This window comes from Phycisphaerales bacterium, from assembly GCA_035627955.1.
GTDB lineage: Bacteria > Planctomycetota > Phycisphaerae > Phycisphaerales > UBA1924 > JAEYTB01.
Map to the genome: position 1 here is coordinate 64,320 of DASPKU010000008.1, position 20,185 is coordinate 84,504.

A 20,185-nucleotide genomic window follows, 5' to 3' on the forward strand; every position below is an offset into this window, starting at 1 on the left:
CTCTACGAGATCGGCGTCAGCCGCGCCACCCAGTTGAACCCCGCCCGCCGCAGCTCCACCACGCGCAACCCCGCCTCCCCCGCCAGGCGCTCTAGGCCGCGCCGCGTGTACATCGGCACGCTGAACCCGTTGCACCGCCGCAGCAGCCAGTAGCCGTACCCGGTCACGCACCGCGCCAGGATTAGCAGCGTGATCTCCCGTGGCCCCTCCACCCGCAGCCCCCGCGCCAGGTTCGCCAGCGCCCTCTCTCGATCGGGCACAAACTCCAGCACCCCCGCGCACACCACCTTGTCGTACACCGGCTCCAGCCGCACCGTCGCCAGGTCGCCGTGCACGCCCTCCACCCTGAGCCGTTCCCGCACCCGCTCCAACATCGGCCGCAGTGCATCCAGCGCCGTCACCCGCGCCCCCGCCGCCACCAGCGCCTCGGTGTAGTGCCCCGCCCCGCACCCCGCGTCCAGCACCCGTTCGCCCGGCCTCACCGCGGCCATCTGCATCACCACCGGCGTCTCGATGGACCGCAGGTGCGCCCACAGCCCGCGCCGCGACTTCGCGTCGTACTGGTCCGCACGCTCCGCGAAGTACCGGCGCGCACGGTCGCTCGTCCACCGTGCCGCGTTCTCGCCGCCCGCCGCGCCCGCACTCGTATTCGCAGCGTCCCCCGTCACAGCAGCGGGCTCAGCAGCATGGCCGCGTTCTGCGTCAGCTTCCGCCACGTCGGCCGCCGCTTCCACCCCTCCGCCGTCACCTTCTCCGAGTCCATGATGTACTGGCTCTGCACGAACCGCAGCTTCGCCGTGGCCTCCTGCTCGTACAGCAGCAGGTTGAGCTCAAAGTTCAGGAAGAACGAGCGGATGTCGAAGTTCGCCGAGCCGATCATCGAGAACCCGTCGTCCACCGTCATCGTCTTGGCGTGCAGCATGCCCGCGCGGTTCAAGTACATGTTGACTTTCGCGTCCAGCAGCTGCGCGAAGTAGCTCCGCGCCGCGGCGTCCGCGAGCACGTTGTCGCTCGCGTGCGGCATCACCACGTCCACCTGCACCCCCCGCGCCGCCGCCAGCCGCAGCGCCGTCACCAGCGCCTCGTCGGGCACGAAGTACGGCGTCGTGATGATTACCCGCGTGTGCGCCGAGTGCAGCGCCTCGATGATCACGTCCCGCATGATCGCGTTGAGCCCGCCGCTCGGGCCCGTGGGCACGACCTGGATCGGCGTGCGGTCGGGCGTGTGCGGCGGCGGGAAGAGCCCCTCGGGCTTGATCGACTCCTCCGTCTCGAAGCACCAGTCGTCCAGGAATACCGCCTGCAGCTGGTTGACCGTCGGCCCCACGATCCGCGCCGTCAGGTCCTGCCACGTGCCGCCCCGGCGCGTGCCGATGCTGGCCCGCACGATGTTGTGCGAGCCGGTGTACGCCACCAGCCCGTCGATGATCGCCAGCTTGCGGTGGTTCCGCAGATCCAGGCGCGAGAGCAGCCGCCGCAGGTTCCGCACCGGCAGGTTCGCCCGCACCTCTACGCCCTGCTCCTCCAGCCGGTCCGCCAGATCGCTGAAGAAGAAGAACGACCCCGCCGCGTCCGCCAGCACGCGGCACTTCACCCCCCGCTGCGCCGCCCGCGCCAGCGCCGCCCCCACCCGCCGCCCCACGTCGTCATCCTCGAAGATGAAGTACAGCAGGTGCACGCTCGTCTTCGCCCCGTCGATCTCCTCGATCAGGCGATCGACGAACTTGGCCGTGTGCGGCATCAGATCGACCTGGTTCCCGCCCAGGATCGGCATGCCAACCAGAGACTCCGCGACGTTCACCAGCCGCCGCTGGTGCTCGTCGATCTGCGGTTTGGCGACAAACGCCCGGTTCACGCCCGGGTGTTTGGCCATCTGCTCGAGGTGCACCGACTGCACGTACTTTCGGGCCCGCTTCCGCCCCAGCCGCCGCTCCCCGATCAGGAAGTACAGCAGCAGCCCCAGCCACGGCAGTGTGAGGCTCACCGCCAGCCACGCCAGCGCCACCACCGGCCGCTGCGGGCGCGAGATCACCACGTAGAACATCCAGCCGCGGATGAGCCACTCCGCGACTTCGAGAAAGAACGAGATATCGAGGTTCGTCCACGGCATGCCGGCGCGAGCGCGCCCGGAGTGTACGGGCCGCCGCCGTTTCCTGCGTCAGCGCCCCGTGCGGGGCGCCCGTGCTGGCGCGTTATCTGCTTCGCAGAACGCGTCGAACCAGTCGAGCGACCGCTCGCCGGCAGCCTCCTCCTGCACGCTCCCGCCGCCCCGCCCGCGCCCGTGGCGCGTCGGCGACGAGCCCTCGCCGCCAGTAACCCGCCCCCAGCGTGTCGCCACCGGCGTCTGCTCCCGTGCCGATGCGCGGGCGCACAGCTCAAGGTCATTCCCGTCGGGGTCCTTGATGCCCACGGTCAGGCTGCGCCCGCGGGTAAGAAGTGGGGTGGTCGCCGCACCCAGCAGGCGGGCGAGCATGTAGCGGTCCAGCAGCTCCGAGCTGCTCTCAAGCTCCAGCAGCAGCCCATGGGAGGTCGCCCCCCGCTGGTCGCGCGTGAGCACGATCGAGCGGTACCCGTGCGCCAGCAGCGGCGACACCAGGACGAGGCGGTTGTCCGTATACCCGTACCCCTCCGCGGGAACGAAGCCGAGCAGGTCGAAGTAGAACTTGCGGGCGACTTCCAGGTCCGCGACCCACAGAACGACAGGAGTCGCCGGGCGCGGGCCCGGCAGCTCGCGAGCGAGGCCGTAGCCGGTGTGTGCAAGAGCGTCAAAGGGCTGGCTGTACATGAGGCCTCCGGTCCGAGAACTGGGGAGAGAACGGGCCCAAGTCTCGCGGGAGGGGCTTAAGGACCTCTCAATGCCGGGTGAATCAGCCGGGTCAGGCGTGCACTGGCTCGGGGGCACGCTCGATCGCAGCCGAGACGGCCGGCTGAAGCGGCGGCAGCGGCAACCGCACGCGGAAGGTGCAGCCGCCCTCGGGGTCGTTCCGCAGGTCGATGGTGCCCCCGTGCAGGTCCACGATGCTCTTGGAAATCGTGAGGCCCAGGCCGCTGCCGCGGCGCGTCGCCGCCTTGCTGGGGGCCTGCTGGAACCGATCGAAGATCCGCTCCGCGTACTCCGCGGGCACGCCCGGCCCCTGGTCCTTCACCGTGAACACCAGCATCCCGTGTTCCACACCTGTCTGCGGCGGCTCGTACCCCAGCCGGATGAACACCGAATCGCCCTTCTTCGAGAACTGCACGGCGTTGCGGATGAGGTTGTCGGCCACGACCCGCAGCAGCTCCGCATCGCCCCGGATCAGCGCCTCGGGCTCGTTCTCCGCCGCGTCGTACAGCGTCAACGCCAGCTTCACGCCGTGCTGGCGGGCGTACAGCGTCGAGTGCTCCACCGCGTCGAGCACCACGTCGTTCATCGGCACAACCGCTTCCGCCACGAACTGCTTGCCGTGCCCGAAGCGCGCGAGCATCAGGAAGCTCTCCACGAGCTTCCCCAGCCACCGCATTTCTTCCTCAACGCTCAGCACGAACCGCTCGTAGGGCTCCAGCGCCCGACGCGTCTCCGCCAGCTGCTTGGGATCGATCCCCGGCACGCTGTACCGCGGCGCCGCCCGCATCTGCTTGAGCACCTGGGCCTCGGTCAGCAGCGCTGACAGCGGCGTCTTGAGCTCGTGGCTCACTTCCGACATGAACCGCTCCTGGCTGCGGAAAGCAACTGCCATCCGCTCCAGCATCTTGTTCAGGTCGCGGGTCATCTGCCCGATCTCGTCCTCGCCCGCGGGTATCTCCACCCGCTCGTCCAGTCGCGTCGGCGACACCTCCCGCACGGCCCTGGCTACGCGGTCGATCCGCTTCACCACCACGCCCGAGACCATCCACCCGCCGACGCCCGAACCGATAAGCCCGACGACGAGCCCCGCCGCGAGCATCGTGATGAGCGAGCTGTGCATCCGGTCAAACGCTGCCAGCGACAGGGCCGCGTAGATCTTGACCGGCTGCCCGTCCACGTCCGCGGTGGTCACAGCGACCTGGTACCTCTCCTGCTCGCCTGTCTCCGGGTTCGTGGCCTTGATGATCGAGTCGTTCGCGGCTTCGGCGCCGAAGAACCCCTCGCGGGCCGTGGTGCCGATCGCCACGTTCTGCGCGTTGCGCACCTCGATCGTCAGCCCCGCCCGGTCCAGCTCGGAGGACTGCAGGCGCGTCTGCAGGTCCCCCAGCCCGCCATCCCGCAGCGACTGCACGATCCGCGGCACGGCGTCCTCGAGCCGCTGCTCGACCTCCCGGCGCACGAAAACCTCCCGCGCGAGCGGGAGGGCGATGACGAGCCCAAGCTGGAAGAGCCCCGTCCAGATGAAGAACGCGAGGGCGAGGCGGAAACGGAGCGTGCGAACCAGCGGTGGCAACTCAGGTCCCCTCGTTCACAGGCCTGTGCTCACCCCCGCTCAGGGACGGTGGGCGCTGAACATGTAGCCCGTGCCGATGATCGTATGGATCAACGGGGAGTCAAACTCCTTGTCGATCTTGCGGCGGAGCATCGACACGTACACGTCGATGACGTTGGAGGACGTGTCGAAGTTCATGTCCCACACGTGCTCGCCGATCTGTGTGCGGGTCAGCACGCGGTCCGCGTTCCGCATGAAGTACTCCAGCAGCGCGAACTCCTTGCTCGTCAGCTGGATCACCTGCCCGGCCCGCTTCACGTTCCGCTTCGCGAGGTCGAGCTCGACGTCGCCCACGCGCAGCACCGCCGCCTCCGTCGCCTGCCCGCGACGCAGCAGCGCCCGCACCCGCGCGATCAGCTCGTCGAACTCGAAGGGCTTGGCCAGGAAGTCGTCGGCGCCCGCGTTGAGCCCCGCGACCTTGTCGCTGGTGGCGCTGATCGCCGACAGGATCAGGATCGGCGTCTTCACGCCCCGCCGGCGGAGGGCACGGCACACGTCCATGCCGTCCCGGTCGGGGAGCATCAGGTCCAGAACCACCACGTCGTAGGGCGACAGGGCCGCGGCCTCCTCGCCTTCGAACCCGGTGTGGAACGTGTCGACCGCGTAGCCCTGCTCCTTGAGACCCTGGGCGATAGCCGCGGCCATCTTCGGGTTGTCTTCGATCACGAGCGTTCGCATGGTGGTTGCCTTTGTGGAATCGCCGGAGTTCTCCGGCTGCTGGCTGGGAGGAGGAACGGTCGCACGCCCGAGGCCCGAGGGGGAAGCAGTGGGGGCGGGCTTCTGCTCCGCCAAACGGTTCTGCGCGCGTCCTGGGGTAGACGTCGCCGGCTGGTTCTGATTCACGCTGGGCATTGTCGGGTACTCCGCGGGCTTGGCAAGTGGGACCGGACCGGAAAGGCTGCCCCGCCCCGCGAAGGGAGGGGCAACCGAGAAGAAGGAGCTAGCTAAGTCTGTCAGTCATCTGCACTTCTGAATCATCGGGACTTGGAAGAGCTGCCGCCACTGGTGGAACCCCCCGAGAAGCTCGATCCCGTGCTTCCGCCGGTCGTGCTGCCCGAAGTGCCCCCGCCCGTGCGCGAGCGGCTGCTGTCATCATCGCTGCTGTAGCTGCCGGCAGTGCTGCCGGTCCGCGAGGTTGAGCGGTCGCGATCCTTGTCGCCCCCGCCGAACATGCCGCTGAACAGCCCACCGGACACCTTGAGGTTGTTGGTGATCTCCTTGACGCCCCACACACTGTCGACGATGTCCTCGATCTGGTGCTTCACGCGCCGGTTGTCGACGTTGCCCGAGAGGGTCACGTCGCCCTGGTTCACCTGCACCTCGATCTGGTCAAGGTCGATATCGCTCTGCTGCAGCAGCTTGTCGATCACCTCCTCGCGGAGGCGGTCATCGGAGCGCTGGTAGCCCTTGGGGCCGCGCCGGGAACGCATGTCGCTCTGGCGCCCGGCGAAGGTCGACGAGCCGTAACCGGTCGCCGCGCCCTGGCCGCCGTACCACGAGCTGCTGCCGAACGCCGAGGGGTTGTAACCGCCGTACGAGCCGCCGCTGGAGCCGCCCGCGCCCATGCCGGACCCCGAGCCGTACTGCGAGCCGTAGCCGCTGGAGCCCATGCCCCCGTAGCCGCCGCTCCCGTAGCCGCTGCTGCCGCCGTACCCGCCCGAGCCGCCGTAGCTGGTTGAGCCCATGCCCTGCCAGCCGCTGGTGCCCGAGCCCATGCCCTGGCCGTAGCCCGAGCCAGAGCCGCCGCCATAGGAGCCGTAGTCAGACCCGCGCCCGAAGGAGCCGGACTGCCCGTAGCTGCCGTACTGGCTCGACCACGGCGACTGCCCACCGCCATAGCCGCCGCCGTACTGGCCGCCGTACTGGCCGCCCGACCCGTAGGACTGCAGCCCGCCGTAACCGCCCGAGCTCGTGCCGTACCCGGGGCTCTGGTAGCCGCTGGAGCCCTGGCCGCCAAAGCCCTGGGACCCGCCCCAGCTGCCGCCGGAGCTGCCGTAGCCCTGAGAGCCGTAGCCCTGGCTGCCGTAGCCCTGCGAGCCGCTGCCGAAGCCCTGCGACCCGTAGTTGTGGCCGCCGAAGCCCTGCTGCGAGGCGTACTGCTGTGAGCCGCCAAAGCCCTGGCCGTAGCCGCCGCCCATCGAGCCGCTGCCGTATCCCTGGCCGTAGCCGCTGCTGCCGTAACCGGAAGAGCCCTGCCCGTAGCCGCTGCCGCCGTAGCCGGAGAAGCCCGAGCCGCCCATGCTGCCCTGGCCGCCGTAGCCGCCGCCGCTCATCGAGCCGTAACCGGAGCCGAAGGACTGGCCGCTGCCGGACTGCCCGCCACCCTGCCCATAAGACTGGCCGGAGAACGAGTCCTGGTGACGGCGCCCTTCACCCTGCGAAGACGAATAGCTGGGATCGTTGAACTGCGAGGACGAGGAGTACGTACCCTGACCCTGACCCGAGCCCTGCCACGAACGGTGCTGCCCCTGGTCGTGCCGATCGGAGTCGTAGTTCGAGCGGCTGGAACGGTCATCATGCTGCATGTGCATCTCCTTGGAGGTGTGCGGACGGGCTGACGACGAGTCGGGGGCCCTGAACAACATGAGAACCTCGTTCTCGGGCCCTGAGTTTCATCTCAATGAGTGAGGGGTTGGTGAGGGGGTTGTGAAACAAACCTCATGGGGCGTCACTCGGGCGCAAGTCCAGCTGCCCCAAGTGACTCCACGAGGTCACGAGGACTGATGCTGAGGCTGATTCGCGCTATGCTCGGAGCTGCCGTTCCCGTTATTGCCGTGGGCGCGAGCATCGCCCCCCATCCGCCGGATGCTCCCGGCGAACTGCCCCTTCGGGCCTCGAACCTGCGTGCTGGCGGAGCGCTGCCCGCCCCGAACCCGATCCTCTTGAGTGAGGTTGTCGGCGGGGTTGCGGCCGGCCCGGGAACGGGACTGCGAGGTCCCCGCGTGTTCAGTCGGCTTGTTGGTCTCCATACGCCTTCCTTGTCCTTTTGCGTGCCTTTCACCCGGCCGCGTGGGGGGCCGCTGGTGCAGAACGGCCAACTACCTGCGACGGTGCATGCCCGGCGTCATGGAGAGAAAACCTGAGTTGTGCCGGACTCCCGCCTGCCCCGACACAATGGGCAGGTGGAGTAAGTCTGTGTCGAAAGAACCGTGAAACACCCGGGGGGTGCCAGACTTAGATTCAGGCAACCTTCAGGCGTGCGCGTCTGAGGCTGTGTTTTCAGGCCTTTGGAAGCGCTTTCACGAGCGCTCCAGCGCGCAAGTCAACCGCACAACTCGGCGCTGCTCAGCTCGTGGGCTGGCCGGGCGTCTGCGTCGAGGTCTTCGGGACCACCACCTCCAGCGAGTCGGGCTTGCTGGGCAGCGTCACCACCTCCAGCCAGTACTCCTTCAGCCGGCGGATCACGTCGAACAGCTCGTCGGGGCTCGAGGGCTTCACGATGTAGCTGTTGGCCCCCGCCAGGTAGCACGCCTCGATCTCCCGGGCGCTCGAGCTGGTCGAGAAGATGATCACCGGGATCGCCTTGAGCACCGGGTCGGCCCGGATCTCCTGCAGCATCCGCAGCCCGTCGGTCCCCGGCAGGTTCAGGTCCAGGATCAGCAGCCCCGGCCTCGCCTCCGCCCCGTGCTTGAAGTACCGGCCACGCTGCTTGAGGAAGTCAAACGCGTCCTCGCCGTAGGAGAACCGGTAGATGGGGTTGGGCACCTTCGCCTTGCTGAAGGCGCGGACGGCCGCCTCGAAGTCCTCGGGGCTGTCCTCCACGATCAGGATCGGCAGATTCGACTGCATTGAGCGCTCCGGCACCGGCTGGGAATCCACCGGTAGAGGTACCCTGAGAATAGTCTGAACTGGCCAAGCCGGGGTGAAGATTTCCATGCGCAGCACCCATACAGCACCGGTTTTCATCCGGGCCGCGCGCGCCTAAGCCGGTGTAAGCCGGTCACTTGGAGCCCAACTAAATAGCGCTTACGTCACTGACCTTTCACCGACCTCTTCGGTGTAGAAGTGACCCTGTTGGTGTCGTGCGGGCGCCAGCACGGATGCCGACGCCCGACGCATAGCGGAAGCGTGCGTGAACCCAAACGTCTTTCAACTGGTCGGGACGCCCGACAACGGAGTGTCAGTCATGGAAAAGAACTACCAGGGAGAGGGCCAGGCCTCTCAGTCTCGTGGCACCGAAGCTGGTGGCGGGGGAATGGGCGGCAACATGGGCGGTGGCGGTGGGGGGGGCGGCGGTGCCGGTGGTGGCGGCGGGGGTAACGGCGGCGGTCGCGGGCGTGGCAACGCCGCGAACCTCTCGCACGAGGCCCGCGTCAAGGGCGGCCAGCGCTCCGCCCAGGTGCAGGTCCGCGACGAGCACGGCCAGTTCGCCGGGCGCGCTGACAAGAACCGCTCCCGCGACAACCAGGGCGGTGGTCAGAGCAACAACCAGTCCTCCGGCGGCGAGAACACCCCCGGCCGCGGCTGATCAGCCTCCCTGGGGCGAGGTGCACACGTCAATCTGGATGGGACGCGCCCGACCCAAAACGGGCGGAAGAGGCGCCCGCTTGAGCGGGCGCCTCTTTCTCACCCAAGACAGTCCGAGCCCGGTCAGGCTGGGGGTTACTTTCCGGGCTGGACTGCCGAACCCCTCCCAATAGCGGCGCCTGATCGGCGTCCGCTCCAAGGAGCTCAACAGTCAGGAACAACGCAAGGGCCAGGCTCAGGATCCGCCACGCCGCGGCTTCGACGATCACCCGCGAACGTGGCTTGACCTTCACAACCCTCACGGGCAGGACTATCGGATCACCCGGTGAGCCTCCCGTAAGGTCAAAGTGAAAGCGACTTTATTTCAGACGGTGACAAAGTAACCAAAGCCCAGGGATCACGATCCCTGGGCTTTCGACGCTCTGGCCTCGGTCACGCATTCACGATCTCGCCGCCGTTGGGGTGCAGCACCTGCCCTGTCATGTATGACGAGTCGTTGCTCGCCAGGAACACGTAGCACGGCGCGATCTCCTCGGGCTCGCCCGCACGCTTCATGGGCACGTCGCTCCCGAAGACCTTGACCTTCTCTTTATCGAAGCTCGCCGGGATCAGCGGGGTCCACACCGGCCCGGGCGCCACAGCGTTTACGCGGATGCCCTTGTCCGCCAAGTTGAGCGCCAGCGACCGGGTGAAGCCCACAATCGCGCCCTTGGTCGACGCATAGTCCACCAGCGTCTTGCTGCCCCGGTACGCCGTCACCGAGGTCGTGTTGATGATCGTGCCGCCCTTCTTCATGTGCGGCAACGCGGCCTTCGTGAGGTAGAACATCGACAGGATGTTGGTCCGGAAGGTCTTCTCCACCTGCTCCAGATCGATGTCCTCGAAGTCCTCTACAGGGTGCTGCTCCGCGGCGTTGTTGATGAGCACATCAAGCCTTCCGAGCTGCTTCGTCAGCTGGTCCACGGCCGCCTTGCAGAACGCCTGATCACCGATGTCTCCCGCCAGCGTCAGGCACCGCCGGCCCTCTGCCTGCACCAACTCCTTGGTCTTGGCGGCGTCCTCGTTCTCCTCGAGGTAGAGGATCGCGACGTCGGCCCCCTCTTTCGCGAACGCGATGGCGATCGCCCGCCCTATCCCGCTGTCCCCGCCGGTGATGATCGCCTGCTTATCGCGCAGGCGCGGGCCCGGCGCGGGCTTGTCCTCGCCGCTGCGCGGGCGCGGCCGCATCTCGGCCTCGCGGCCCGGCTGATGTTCCTGGTGCTGCGCGGGACGGACTGGCTTGGGGGGGTTGCTCTCGGGCATGGGGCGAAGTTGAGCGCGCGTGAGTGAGCCGTGAGTGAGCCGCCCCTGAGACCTCGCGTCTGAATGTGGGACGGCTCCCGCACCCGCCTTTTACGCCCTGCTTCACCGACCCCTTACCGGCTGCCGCAATGGTCTGGTGTGGCCTGCGCGGCGGGCTGTTCGTCACTCGGCTGCCCGTCGGGCAAGGAGGCCTGCAGTGTTCTATTGGGCTTGTGTGTTCCTGGTGGTGGCGCTGTTCGCGGCCGCGATCGGCTTCGGGCTCGCCCCCGCCGGGCTGGCGGTGATCGCCAAGGCCCTGTGCGTCATGTTCGTCGGCCTCTTCGTCATCTCGATGGTGGCGGTGATGAGCCGGGCGCAGGGGGTCGGACGAGCGTGACTCATGCCGGTGTGTTCCGGTAGGTGTGTTCAACAGAAGAAGGAATGCTGGGGATGAAGCTGGAAAGCCTTTCGGACCTCTATATCGCGGAACTCCAGGACGTGTACAACGCGGAGCGTCAGCTGCTCAAGGCCCTGCCCAAGCTGGCAAAGAGCGCACAGACCACCGAGCTGAAGAACGCGATCCAGGAGCACCTCGAGGTGACGCAGAACCACGTCACCCGCCTGGAGAAAATCCTCAACGACCTGAACGAGCGCCCGGGCGGCGAGGTGTGCGAGGCCATGCAGGGCCTGGTCGCCGAGGGCGAGGAGGTCATGAAGGCCGACGGCGAGGACGCCGTCCGCGACGCCGGCCTCATCATGGCGGCACAGAAGGTCGAGCACTACGAGATCGCCTCCTACGGCAGCCTGAAGGAGTTCGCCCACCTGCTCAACCGCGAGCAGGACGCCGCCCTGCTCGAGCAGACGCTCGAGGAAGAGAAGCAGGCGGACCTCAAGCTGACGCAGCTGGCGGAGCAGGTCGTCAATCGACGCGCGGTGGCGTGACCGCCGCGCATTGTCCTTCAGGGCGCTCTCGGCGGCGCCAACAGCACGGAAAGGAGCCGGAGATGAAGAAGATCGCGATCATGTGGACGGTGGTGGCCGCGGGGTCCCTCGTGGGCTGCAACAACAACCGCGTGGACGAGCCCCTCGTCGAGGAGCGCCCGCAGATCAGCCTGCGCACCAGCAACCGCGAGATCGTCGAGGGCGAGGTCACCACGCTCTCGGTCTACAGCAAGAACACGCTGGGGCGCGACGCCGAGGTGGAGTGGAACACCACCGGCGGCAACCTCACCACCGCCGACAACGGCCGCATCGCCCGCGTCACCTTCGAGGAGGCCGGCGTCTACACCATCACCGCGCGCCTGCTGGTCGACGGCCAGGAGGTTGACCGGGAGGCCACCAACATCACCGTCCGCCCCCTCAAGTGATTCCCGTTCACCCCCTTTGGAGCATCAACGCATGAATACCCGAATCCTGTCCGCGACCGCCGTGCTCGCCCTCGTCGCCGGCACGGCCATGGCCCAGATCACCAGACCCCGCGAGGACCGCAGGGGTGAGCAGGTTCAGCCCGATGTGCGCGTGGAGACGCGTCGGGACGTGATCGGTCAGCGCGCACAGGCACGCCACGAGCTCGTGCCCGTGGACTGGGTGGTCGGCACCCGCGTCATCGGCCAGGACCGCGAGCGCCTGGGCGACGTCAGCGACCTCATCATCGACGCCCAGCGCGGGCGCGTGATCTACGGCATCCTCGAACACGGGGGCATGCTGGGGATGGGCGATCGCCACGTCGCGATCCCCTGGAGGACCTTCGACTGGGACCACATGAACCGCGTCCTGACCCTCCCCATCAGCACCGACCGCCTCGCCAGCGCCCCGCGGTTCGACCGCGACGACTGGGAGCGCCTCACCGACGTCAACTTCCGCAGCCGCTTCGACGACTTCTTCGGCCGGCAGGGGTTCAACGACGGCAAGGCCGACGCGCAGTTCACCAAGTACGTGCAGCAGAGCCGCCCCATTACCGTGCGGGGCACCATCACCGACGTCGACGCGTTCGAGCCCATGACCGGCATGGGCCAGTACCGCGTGCTCCGCGTGCAGACCGATGACAACAAGGACCGCTCGGTGGTCGTCGGCCCGCAGTGGTTTGTTGACCGCCAGCGCCAGCTCTTCCAGCGCGGGCAGCAGGTGCAGATCAACGGCGCCCTGCTCGACCTGGAGGGCACCCGTGAACTGGTCGCCGCCAAGTCCATCAACACGCCCCAGGGCAGCATCCGCCTCCGCGATGATGACGGCAAGGCGGTCTGGGACCTCGCCTCCGACTTCCGCGAGGAGCGTCAGGAGGAGCGCCGCGAAGAGAACATGCGCGACCGCGAGCGTGAGCGCCAGGACGACCGCGACTTCGAGCGCCGCGACCGCGAGGACAACCGCGGGCGCGGCATCCTCGACGCCAAGCGAGAGACCCGAGGCATGATCATCCGCGCCCGCGACATCCGCGGCCAGCGCGTCACCGACGACCAGAACAACGACATCGGGCGCGTTGACACCTTCCTCATCAACCCCGCCAACGGCAAGCTCGGCTACGCGGTGATCACCGTCGGCGGCTTCCTGGGCGTGGGCGACGAGAAGTACGCCGTGCCGTGGCGCAGCTTCCAGATCAACCAGCAGGGCAAGCTGATCGCCAAGGTGGACCGCGAGCAGCTCCGCAACGCCCCGAGGATCGAGACCCGCAACTGGTCCGAGCTCCAGGACCCCGAGTTCGGCAAGCGCGTCTTCCAGCACTACGGCGCCCCCATCGACTGGGACAAGGACGAGGACTGGCAGCGCGACGACCGCAACGACAACTGGCGCGACAACCGCAATGACCGCGACCGTACCGACCGCGGCAACCGCAACGACGACCGTCTCGGCCAGTGGGACGAGGACACGTTCACGCGGCTGTTCGCCGACGGCGCGTCCACCGACTTCGAGGGCCGGATCGTGCGGATCGACCGCGCCGGGCAGGGTGGAGTCGTAGACGTCGTCGTCCGCACCGACGCCGGCGAGCGCGTCGTGAAGCTGCTGCCCCAGGCGCAGGTTGACAACGCCATCCTCAACCTGGACGAGGGCGACCGCGTCTCGGTGAGCGGCCGTCACGCCAACATGGACGGCCGGCGCGTGATCATCGCCCGTGAGATCGCCGCGGAAGGCCGTACCTACCAGCTGCGTGATGAGCACGGGCGTCCCGAGGTGCGCGTGCGCCGGTGACAAGGTAGTGGAATCGCACCGGGCGCGCGGGGGAGACCCCGTGCCCCGGTTTCGTTGAGTGGTTCGCAGCGGCAATGGCCGGGAGGGGGACTGGAGACGCACGATGGCGCGTCCAATCTGGAAAGGCTCCGTGTCCTTCGGCCTCGTGACGATCCCCGTTACCCTCTTCTCCGCCGAGAATCGCGAGGAGGAGCTGCACTTCAACCTGCTCGATTCCCGCAACCACGCCAAAATCAAGTACAAGAAGGTCAACGAAGCGACGGGCGAGGAAGTCCCCTGGGACCAGATCATCAAGGGCTACGAGTACGAGGACGGCCAGTACGTCTTCCTCGGGGACGAGGACTTCAAGCGGGCCGCGGTGGACGCCACGCAGACGGTCTCCATCGAGGACTTCGTCGACCGTGACGCCATCAAGTACGTGTTCTTCGACAAGCCCTACTACCTCGTGCCCGGCAAGGGCGGCGAGAAGGCCTACGCCCTGCTGCGCGAGACCCTCAAGCGCACCGGCAAGGTCGGCATCGCACGCGTGGTGATGCGCACCCGCCAGTACCTCGCCGCGGTGATCCCCGAGGGCGACGCCCTCGTCATGGACGTCGTCCGCTACGCCAACGAGATCCGCACGCCCGAGGAGGTCGGCATCCCCGAGGCGGTGGCCAAGGCCGGCAAGATCAAGCCGCAGGAGCTGGCCATGGCCGAGCAACTCGTCGAGACGATGAGCGGCGACTGGGAGCCCGAGAAGTACCGCGATGAGTACAAAGACAAGCTGATGAAGTGGATCGAGCAGAAGGTCGAACGCGGCGAGTTCGGCCCGGCCGCGGGCGGCGCCGCCACCGAGGAGGAGGGCGAGGCACCCGCACCCATCAACATCATGGACCTGCTCAAGCGCAGCGTGGAAGGACGCGGCAAGGGCAAGCCTTCCCGCAAGGCCGCAACGGACGAGCCGCCAAACGGCAAAGCGGCGGGACGCAAGGCACAGGGGGGCACGAAGAAGAAGGCCCCGGCCAGATCAACAGGCGCCAAGAAGAAGACCACGCGTCGCCGCGCGGCCTGACCGGAGGTGTTGAGTGCCCGCACGCCGGTCCACAACTCGCACGACAAAGAAGAGTGGGGGAGCTGCGGGCCGCAAGGCCGGCGTGTCCGGCGACCGCCCCACGATGCGCGCACGCACCGCCGCCGGCCGCGGCGCCGGCCTCACGGAATACAACGCCAAACGCCACTTCAACATCACCGCCGAACCCACGGGCAAAGCTAAAAAATCCGCCACGGGCCGCTCCTTCGTCATCCAGAAGCACGACGCCTCCCGCCTGCACTACGACTTCCGCCTCGAGCACAACGGCGTGCTCCTGAGCTGGGCCGTGCCCAAGGGCCCGAGCCTCGACCCCGCCGAACGCAGCCTCGCCGTGCAGGTTGAGGACCACCCCGTCGACTACGGCACCTTCGAGGGCACGATCCCCAAGGGCCAGTACGGCGGCGGCACGGTCCTCCTGTGGGACCGCGGCACGTGGGAGCCACTCGGCGACGTCGACGAGGCCCTCGCCTCCGGCAAGCTCAAGTTCAAGCTCCACGGCGAGAAGCTCCGCGGCGGCTGGACCCTCGTCCGCATGCGCGGCGGCAAGTACGGCGAAGACGGCAAGAACTGGCTGCTCATCAAGGAACGCGACGAAGAGGTCGTGCCGCACGCTAAAGGCGACGTCCGCGTTGACGAGCCCCTGAGCGTCAAGACCGGGCGCGACCTCGACGAAATCGCCGCGGCCAAGGACAACGTCTGGCAGAGCAACCGCCCCGAGAAGACCACCGCGAAGTCGAAGATCGCGAAGAAGGCCGCGGCGGTGAAGAAGCAGGCGCGCACACCTGCGGTCACCCCTCCGGAGCCCTTGCCCAAGAAAGTGGTTGGGGTGAGTTCGACCGACACAGGCAAGCGAAAATCGGGCGCAAGTCCGGCCGGCAGCATCGACGCCTCCTCCCTCAAAGCCGCCACCAAGGCCGACTTCCCCGACACGCCCTTCCCCCAGCTCGCCACCCTCGTAAAGGAGGCTCCCACCGGCGACGAGTGGGTCCACGAGGTCAAGTTCGACGGCTACCGCATCCTCGCCCTGAGCAATAAGAACAAGGTCCAGCTCCTCACCCGCCACGGCAACGACTGGAGCGACCGCTTCACCACCATCGCCGGAGGCGTCAAAGCCCTCGGCAAGACCCCCGCCGTGTTCGACGGCGAGGTCGTCGTCCTCAACGAGCACGGCCGCAGTGACTTCCAAGCCCTCCAGAACGTGCTCAAGGGCCTCAAGAAGCGGGCCCAGCTCATCTACTTTGTATTCGACCTCCTCTACTACGACGGCCACGACCTCACCCGCGTGCCGCTGCTGGAACGCAAACGCCTCCTCAAGCAGGTGCTCGCAAGCGCAGGCGACGACTCGCCCCTCCGCTACAGCGAGCACATCCAGGGGCACGGCGGCCAGGTCCTCGCCCAGGCCTGCCAGAACCAGCTCGAGGGCATCATCAGCAAGCGCGCCACCAGCCTCTACACACCCAAGCGCAGCAAGGACTGGCTCAAGGTCAAGTGCGGCAACCGCCAGGAGTTCGTCATCGGCGGCTACACCGACCCCGGCGGCAGCCGCATGCACTTCGGGTCGCTGCTGCTGGGCACCTACGACGCCAAGGGCGACCTCATCTTCAACGGCAAGGTCGGCACCGGCTTCGACTCCCGCCTGCTCGCCTCACTCCTCAAGCAGATGAAGCAGCACGAGGCCCCGCTGCCCGCTTTCAAGAACCCGCCCCGTGGCTACGAGGCCAAGGGCGTGCACTGGCTCAAGCCCGCCCTCGTCTGTGAGGTGCAGTTCTCTGAATGGACCAGCGAGGGCATTCTCCGCCACCCGTCATTCCAAGGCCTGCGCGAGGACAAGGACCCCCGCGAAGTCGTCCGCGAGAACCCCAAGATCGTGCTCGAGGAGGTCGACGGCACCGCGAAGGGAGTCACAGACACCCTGCCAGCACGCAAGCCGTCGGCGACGAGCCCCGAACGCAGTGAGCGGGCCTCTTCTCGCGGTTCTTCGCGTAGCGCACCCGGCCGCCGCGCTGGCGACCACCGCCCAACCTCCATCGAACGCGAGCGCGCCGAAGAAACGCCGCGCAAAGCCCCATCACGCACCAACGCCGCGCAGATCACCACCAAACCCTCCAAACCACCCAAGCTCGAAGAAGGCCCCGTCGCCGGCGTCACCCTCACGAATCCCCAGCGCGTCCAGTACCCCGAGTCCGGCGTCACCAAGCTCGAGCTCGCCCGCTACTACGAATCCATCGCCGACTGGGTCCTCCCGCACATGGTCCGCCGCCCCCTCTCACTCGTCCGCTGCCCCGCCGGACGCGAGAAGCACTGCTTCTACCAGAAGCACCTCAGCGACATGCTCCCCAAGTCCGTGCACGGCGTGCCCATCCGCGAAAAGAACGGCGTCGAGGAGTACGTCGCGATCGAGAACCTCACCGGCCTCGTCGGCCTCGTGCAGCTTGGCGTCCTCGAGATCCACCCCTGGGGCAGCCGCGAGGACGATGTCGAGCACCCCGACCGAGTCATCATCGACCTCGACCCCGGCCCGGGCGTCGAATGGGGCGAAGTCGTCGACGGCGCCCGCCTCGTGCGCGAGCGGCTCGATGACCTCGGCCTCGAGTCCTTCGTCAAGACCACCGGCGGCAAGGGCCTGCACGTCGTTTTCCCCATCCAGCGCCGCACCAGCTGGGACGACGTCAAGGCTTTCGCCAAGGCCATCGCCGACAACATCACCCGCGACCACCCCGACAAGTACCTGGCCGTGATGGCAAAGGCCAAGCGCACGAACAAGATCTTCGTCGACTACCTCCGCAACGGGCGCGGCGCCACCGCTATCGCCCCCTACTCCACCCGCGCCCGCGAGAACGCCACCGTGGCCACGCCCCTTTCGTGGGAAGAGCTCAGCGAGAACACCACGCCCGCGATGTTCAACGTTCGCACCGTCCCCCCGCGGCTGGCCAAGCTCAAGGAAGACCCCTGGGCTGACATCGGCAAGCTCCGCCAGTCCATCACCGCCGCGGCCATGTCAAAGGTCGGCCTGCGATAGCGGCGTCCACCGCACCCGCGCACCGGCCCGCGCGCAAGTCACGCAGCCGCACGCCTCACGCACACCTAAGCACACACTCACCGGGTCAGTACGGCCCGTTCACGCCCGTCTTTAGACTTGGTGACGACTCAGCCCCACCCCGCTTCCGTGAAAGGGAACCCAGATGAGCAGCATGAACACCGGCGACAAGGCCCAGCGCGGCCTCCAGGACGACCTCAACAGCCTCCGCGAGGACCTTTCCAACCTCCGCCAGGACGTCTCCAGCATGGCCAGCGACGTCTTCGGCGTCGCCCGTGAGGGCTTCGGCGGCGCAACCGAAAACCTCAAGAAGAAGGGCGTCGAGATGGCCGAAACCCTCGAGGAGCAGATCCACGAGCACCCCCTCGCCACCGTCGGCATCGCGTTCGGCATCGGCCTGCTCGTCGGCGCCCTCGTCCGCCGCAGCTGATTCGAAAGGACGCAATGGTGGCCCGCATTTCGCAGTACATCGTGGGTGTCACCGACCTGCTCGAGGCCGAGGGAAGATCCTTCCGCGAAGTCGCCCGCGCAGAAGGTCGCGACCTCAAGCAGGCCACCACCAAGGTGCTCCTCGGCTTTGCCGTCCTCCTCGCGGCCGCGCCCCTCGCGGTCGTCGGCCTAGGCCTGCTCCTGGCCGCTCTGTTCTGGGCACTCCGCGAGCCGCTGGGACAGCCCGCGGCCGCGGCCATCACCGGCGTCGTCACCCTTTGCCTCTGCGGCGGACTCCTATGGCTCTACAAGAAACTGACCACAAACTAACCGTCGCCGAGGCCAAGGCCCGACTCATCGCCATCGGCGAGCAGGCCAAGGCCGAACGCGCCGCCAAGGGCCCCCTCGGCACCATGAAGGGCAAGGCCGTCGTTGGCGGCGCCGCCGCGGCCCTCGCCATCGGGCTCCTCATCGCCCGCCCCATGTTCGCGGGTAAAGACGATGAACCCCGCCCGCGCCGCCGCTCCCGCGGCTCGCGCGAGTGGTCCCCACGCTTCGACCGCTTCAAGGAGTCCTTCGGCCACTGGGGCGGCGAGACCGAGCGGGCCAAGAACGTCAAGAAGGCAGCAGTAGGGGGCCTCTCCCTCGGCCTCATGATGCAGCTCGCCAAGCCCCTGCTCCCGCACCTCGCCCAGTTCGCCGCCGCGAAGTACGCCCAGTACCGAATGGCCAAGGCACAAGCCGCGCAAGCCGCCGCCCACGAACAGGTCGCCAAGGCCCAGGCCGCCCAGGCCACGGTCGAACGCAAGCGCGCCGAAGAAGAGCTCTAGCCCCAAAGCCCATGGACCAAGGTCCATGGGCTGTGCGACTTGCCAGCCAAAGAGAAAGAGCCCCGCGACTCCGCGCAGGGCTCTCCCGGTTCCCATCCTGTACGTTGTCTCCGCGCGACGGGCGTTACTCCGCCTGCACCCCCGCGAACGTCCCCTCCGAAGCGCTCAGCAGCATCCCTGCGTTGGCGTCCTGCGGGTTCACCCGCAGCGCTTCCGCAAAGCTCAGCCGCGCGGCCTCGTTCTGGTTGAGGTCCTGCTGGATCATCCCCAGCAGCACGAGGTTGTCGCTGGTGCGATCGATCTTGACCGCCGTCTCGATGCTCTTCTTCGCGCCCGCGAGGTCGCCCGACTTCCGCTGGCTGAGCGCCTTGAGCACATAGCCATCCGGACGCGAGGGCGCCAGCGCGGTCACGCGATTCGCACACTGCTTCACCCGCGGATAGTCCCGCAGCATGTACGCCACCTGCCCCAGCTCCGCCCAGGCCTCGACATCCGAGGCGCCCGCCTGATCCAGCGTGAGGTTGATCAGGATCTCCCGCGCCTCCACCGGCCGGTCCAGCAGCACCAGGCACGTCGCCCGCATGTGCTTCAGGTCGCGCCGGTCCTTGTTGTCCTTGCCCAGCAGCAGGCGGTTGAGGTTGTACTCCGCCTCCGCGTACCGCTTGGTCGCGATCTGCGCCCGGATCAGGTCCTCGGTGATCGTCTGGTCATCAGGCTGGAGCAGGCGCGCCTCGTTGAACAGCGTCACCGCCTCCTCCGGCTTGTTCTGCATCATCGCGACGTGCCCTAGCGTCTGCCGGATGCCCGCGTTGTGGTCGAAGTTCGCCGAGTGCCCGTTCAGGTACGCCTGCGCCTCGTCCACCTTCCCCAGCTCGATCATCATCTCCGCGGCCGCGATCGCGTACTGCGGGTTGCTGGTGTCCAGCTCCGACGCCGCCACATAGTGCTCCAGGGCCTTCTCGCGCCGCTCGATGCGCTCGGCGATCGTGCCCAGGTAGTACTCGGCGTCGACGTTCTTCGGGTCGATCGCCTTGGCGAGCGCCAGGCACTCATTCGCGCCCTCGATGTTCCCCATCTCCGCCAGAATGCGCCCGCGCAGCACGTGGCTGCGGGCCACATCGCGGTTAAGCGACAGCGAGTAGTCCACGTGCTTGAGCGCCTTGCGCAGATCGCCCGCGAGGAAGGCCTGCTCGGCCATCTTGAACTCGGTAGCCGCCTTGATGCCCTCCATCTTCATCTTCGCCGTGGAGTAATGCTCCGCCGTGCGGTTGCCGTGCGTGCCGCCGCACCCCTGGGCGTTGAGGAAGCCCCAGGCCAGGCCCGCCGTGACGGTGACTCCCACAGCGATGCGGACGGCCTGAGCCACGAGACGTGCGACGCTGCGGTTGTTGCTGACGGTGTGCATGTTCAAGCTCCTGAATCTCTCGCGTATCTGCGGTTGTTAAGCGAAGCG

General features: G+C 67.7%; 19 protein-coding genes. 10 read left to right on the plus strand and 9 right to left on the minus strand.

Translation table 11 applies throughout. From position 1 onward, the window contains the following. Positions 1-2: 2 nt before the first annotated feature. From VD997_07995 to VD997_08025, 7 genes are all read right to left on the minus strand, one after another. Positions 3-668 (minus strand): class I SAM-dependent methyltransferase, encoded by a 666-nt coding sequence (locus VD997_07995; GenBank protein HYE61924.1) that lies wholly within the window; start codon positions 666-668, stop codon positions 3-5. Further along, positions 665-2,110, minus strand: a complete 1,446-nt coding sequence (gene cls, locus VD997_08000) for a cardiolipin synthase (protein ID HYE61925.1) — start codon at positions 2,108-2,110, stop codon at positions 665-667. The genes VD997_07995 and cls overlap by 4 nt, the downstream gene beginning before the upstream one ends. Before the next feature lie 48 nt (positions 2,111-2,158). Continuing rightward, positions 2,159-2,785, minus strand: a complete 627-nt coding sequence (locus tag VD997_08005; GenBank protein HYE61926.1) for a VOC family protein — start codon at positions 2,783-2,785, stop codon at positions 2,159-2,161. A gap of 91 nt (positions 2,786-2,876) precedes the next feature. Next, positions 2,877-4,397, minus strand: a complete 1,521-nt coding sequence (locus VD997_08010) for a HAMP domain-containing sensor histidine kinase (GenBank protein HYE61927.1) — start codon at positions 4,395-4,397, stop codon at positions 2,877-2,879. Positions 4,398-4,436: 39 nt separating this feature from the next. Next, positions 4,437-5,288: a response regulator transcription factor gene (locus VD997_08015; protein HYE61928.1), complete on the minus strand. Its 852-nt coding sequence runs from the start codon at positions 5,286-5,288 to the stop codon at positions 4,437-4,439. 122 nt (positions 5,289-5,410) lie between these two features. After that, positions 5,411-6,961: a BON domain-containing protein gene (locus VD997_08020; GenBank protein ID HYE61929.1), complete on the minus strand. Its 1,551-nt coding sequence runs from the start codon at positions 6,959-6,961 to the stop codon at positions 5,411-5,413. Positions 6,962-7,721: 760 nt separating this feature from the next. Next, complete coding sequence (locus VD997_08025; GenBank protein HYE61930.1) at positions 7,722-8,225, minus strand: response regulator; 504 nt, start codon at positions 8,223-8,225, stop codon at positions 7,722-7,724. A gap of 337 nt (positions 8,226-8,562) precedes the next feature. On the opposite strand from VD997_08025, the gene VD997_08030 reads away from it, so the two are divergent. Further along, positions 8,563-8,904, plus strand: coding sequence for a hypothetical protein (locus VD997_08030; protein ID HYE61931.1), 342 nt, complete (start codon positions 8,563-8,565; stop codon positions 8,902-8,904). A 431-nt stretch (positions 8,905-9,335) separates the two neighbouring features. Here the strand turns inward: VD997_08030 and VD997_08035 are convergent, their stop codons facing one another. Further along, a complete protein-coding gene (locus tag VD997_08035; GenBank protein ID HYE61932.1) occupies positions 9,336-10,205 on the minus strand; it encodes an SDR family oxidoreductase in 870 nt (289 codons plus the stop codon). A gap of 196 nt (positions 10,206-10,401) precedes the next feature. Between VD997_08035 and VD997_08040 the strand changes: the two genes are divergently transcribed. From VD997_08040 to VD997_08080, 9 genes are all read left to right on the plus strand, one after another. Next, positions 10,402-10,581 carry a DUF1328 domain-containing protein gene (locus tag VD997_08040; protein ID HYE61933.1) on the plus strand — a complete coding sequence of 60 codons (180 nt, stop codon included), beginning with the start codon at positions 10,402-10,404 and terminating at the stop codon, positions 10,579-10,581. 53 nt (positions 10,582-10,634) lie between these two features. Continuing rightward, positions 10,635-11,126, plus strand: coding sequence for a ferritin-like domain-containing protein (locus tag VD997_08045; GenBank protein HYE61934.1), 492 nt, complete (start codon positions 10,635-10,637; stop codon positions 11,124-11,126). 62 nt (positions 11,127-11,188) lie between these two features. Continuing rightward, on the plus strand, positions 11,189-11,551 hold the full coding sequence (locus VD997_08050) for a hypothetical protein (protein HYE61935.1): 363 nt from the start codon (positions 11,189-11,191) through the stop codon (positions 11,549-11,551). A gap of 31 nt (positions 11,552-11,582) precedes the next feature. Continuing rightward, the gene (locus tag VD997_08055) at positions 11,583-13,367 is read left to right on the plus strand and encodes a PRC-barrel domain-containing protein (protein ID HYE61936.1); all 1,785 of its coding nucleotides are present in this window, start codon (positions 11,583-11,585) and stop codon (positions 13,365-13,367) included. Between the two features lie 103 nt (positions 13,368-13,470). Beyond that, complete coding sequence (locus VD997_08060; protein HYE61937.1) at positions 13,471-14,418, plus strand: Ku protein; 948 nt, start codon at positions 13,471-13,473, stop codon at positions 14,416-14,418. Positions 14,419-14,431: 13 nt separating this feature from the next. Beyond that, positions 14,432-17,455: a non-homologous end-joining DNA ligase gene (gene ligD / locus VD997_08065; GenBank protein HYE61938.1), complete on the plus strand. Its 3,024-nt coding sequence runs from the start codon at positions 14,432-14,434 to the stop codon at positions 17,453-17,455. Between the two features lie 163 nt (positions 17,456-17,618). Further along, positions 17,619-17,903: a hypothetical protein gene (locus tag VD997_08070; protein HYE61939.1), complete on the plus strand. Its 285-nt coding sequence runs from the start codon at positions 17,619-17,621 to the stop codon at positions 17,901-17,903. Positions 17,904-17,920: 17 nt separating this feature from the next. Beyond that, positions 17,921-18,232, plus strand: coding sequence for a phage holin family protein (locus VD997_08075; GenBank protein HYE61940.1), 312 nt, complete (start codon positions 17,921-17,923; stop codon positions 18,230-18,232). After that, a complete protein-coding gene (locus VD997_08080; protein HYE61941.1) occupies positions 18,202-18,732 on the plus strand; it encodes a hypothetical protein in 531 nt (176 codons plus the stop codon). The genes VD997_08075 and VD997_08080 overlap by 31 nt, the downstream gene beginning before the upstream one ends. A gap of 124 nt (positions 18,733-18,856) precedes the next feature. On the opposite strand, the gene VD997_08085 is transcribed toward VD997_08080, so the two are convergent. Next, entirely contained in the window at positions 18,857-20,137 is a 1,281-nt protein-coding gene (locus VD997_08085) for a tetratricopeptide repeat protein (protein ID HYE61942.1), read from the minus strand. Between the last annotated feature and the right edge of the window lie 48 nt (positions 20,138-20,185).

Coding starts and splice junctions, on each gene's coding strand:
- cls (HYE61925.1), bottom strand. CDS start 2,110: ATGCCGTGGACGAACCTCGATATCTCGTTCTTTCTCGAAGTCGCGGAG.
- VD997_08005 (HYE61926.1), bottom strand. CDS start 2,785: ATGTACAGCCAGCCCTTTGACGCTCTTGCACACACCGGCTACGGCCTC.
- VD997_08015 (HYE61928.1), bottom strand. CDS start 5,288: ATGCCCAGCGTGAATCAGAACCAGCCGGCGACGTCTACCCCAGGACGC.
- VD997_08020 (HYE61929.1), bottom strand. CDS start 6,961: ATGCAGCATGATGACCGTTCCAGCCGCTCGAACTACGACTCCGATCGG.
- VD997_08025 (HYE61930.1), bottom strand. CDS start 8,225: ATGCAGTCGAATCTGCCGATCCTGATCGTGGAGGACAGCCCCGAGGAC.
- VD997_08030 (HYE61931.1), top strand. CDS start 8,563: ATGGAAAAGAACTACCAGGGAGAGGGCCAGGCCTCTCAGTCTCGTGGC.
- VD997_08035 (HYE61932.1), bottom strand. CDS start 10,205: ATGCCCGAGAGCAACCCCCCCAAGCCAGTCCGTCCCGCGCAGCACCAG.
- VD997_08045 (HYE61934.1), top strand. CDS start 10,635: ATGAAGCTGGAAAGCCTTTCGGACCTCTATATCGCGGAACTCCAGGAC.
- VD997_08050 (HYE61935.1), top strand. CDS start 11,189: ATGAAGAAGATCGCGATCATGTGGACGGTGGTGGCCGCGGGGTCCCTC.
- VD997_08055 (HYE61936.1), top strand. CDS start 11,583: ATGAATACCCGAATCCTGTCCGCGACCGCCGTGCTCGCCCTCGTCGCC.
- VD997_08060 (HYE61937.1), top strand. CDS start 13,471: ATGGCGCGTCCAATCTGGAAAGGCTCCGTGTCCTTCGGCCTCGTGACG.
- VD997_08070 (HYE61939.1), top strand. CDS start 17,619: ATGAGCAGCATGAACACCGGCGACAAGGCCCAGCGCGGCCTCCAGGAC.
- VD997_08080 (HYE61941.1), top strand. CDS start 18,202: ATGGCTCTACAAGAAACTGACCACAAACTAACCGTCGCCGAGGCCAAG.
- VD997_08085 (HYE61942.1), bottom strand. CDS start 20,137: ATGCACACCGTCAGCAACAACCGCAGCGTCGCACGTCTCGTGGCTCAG.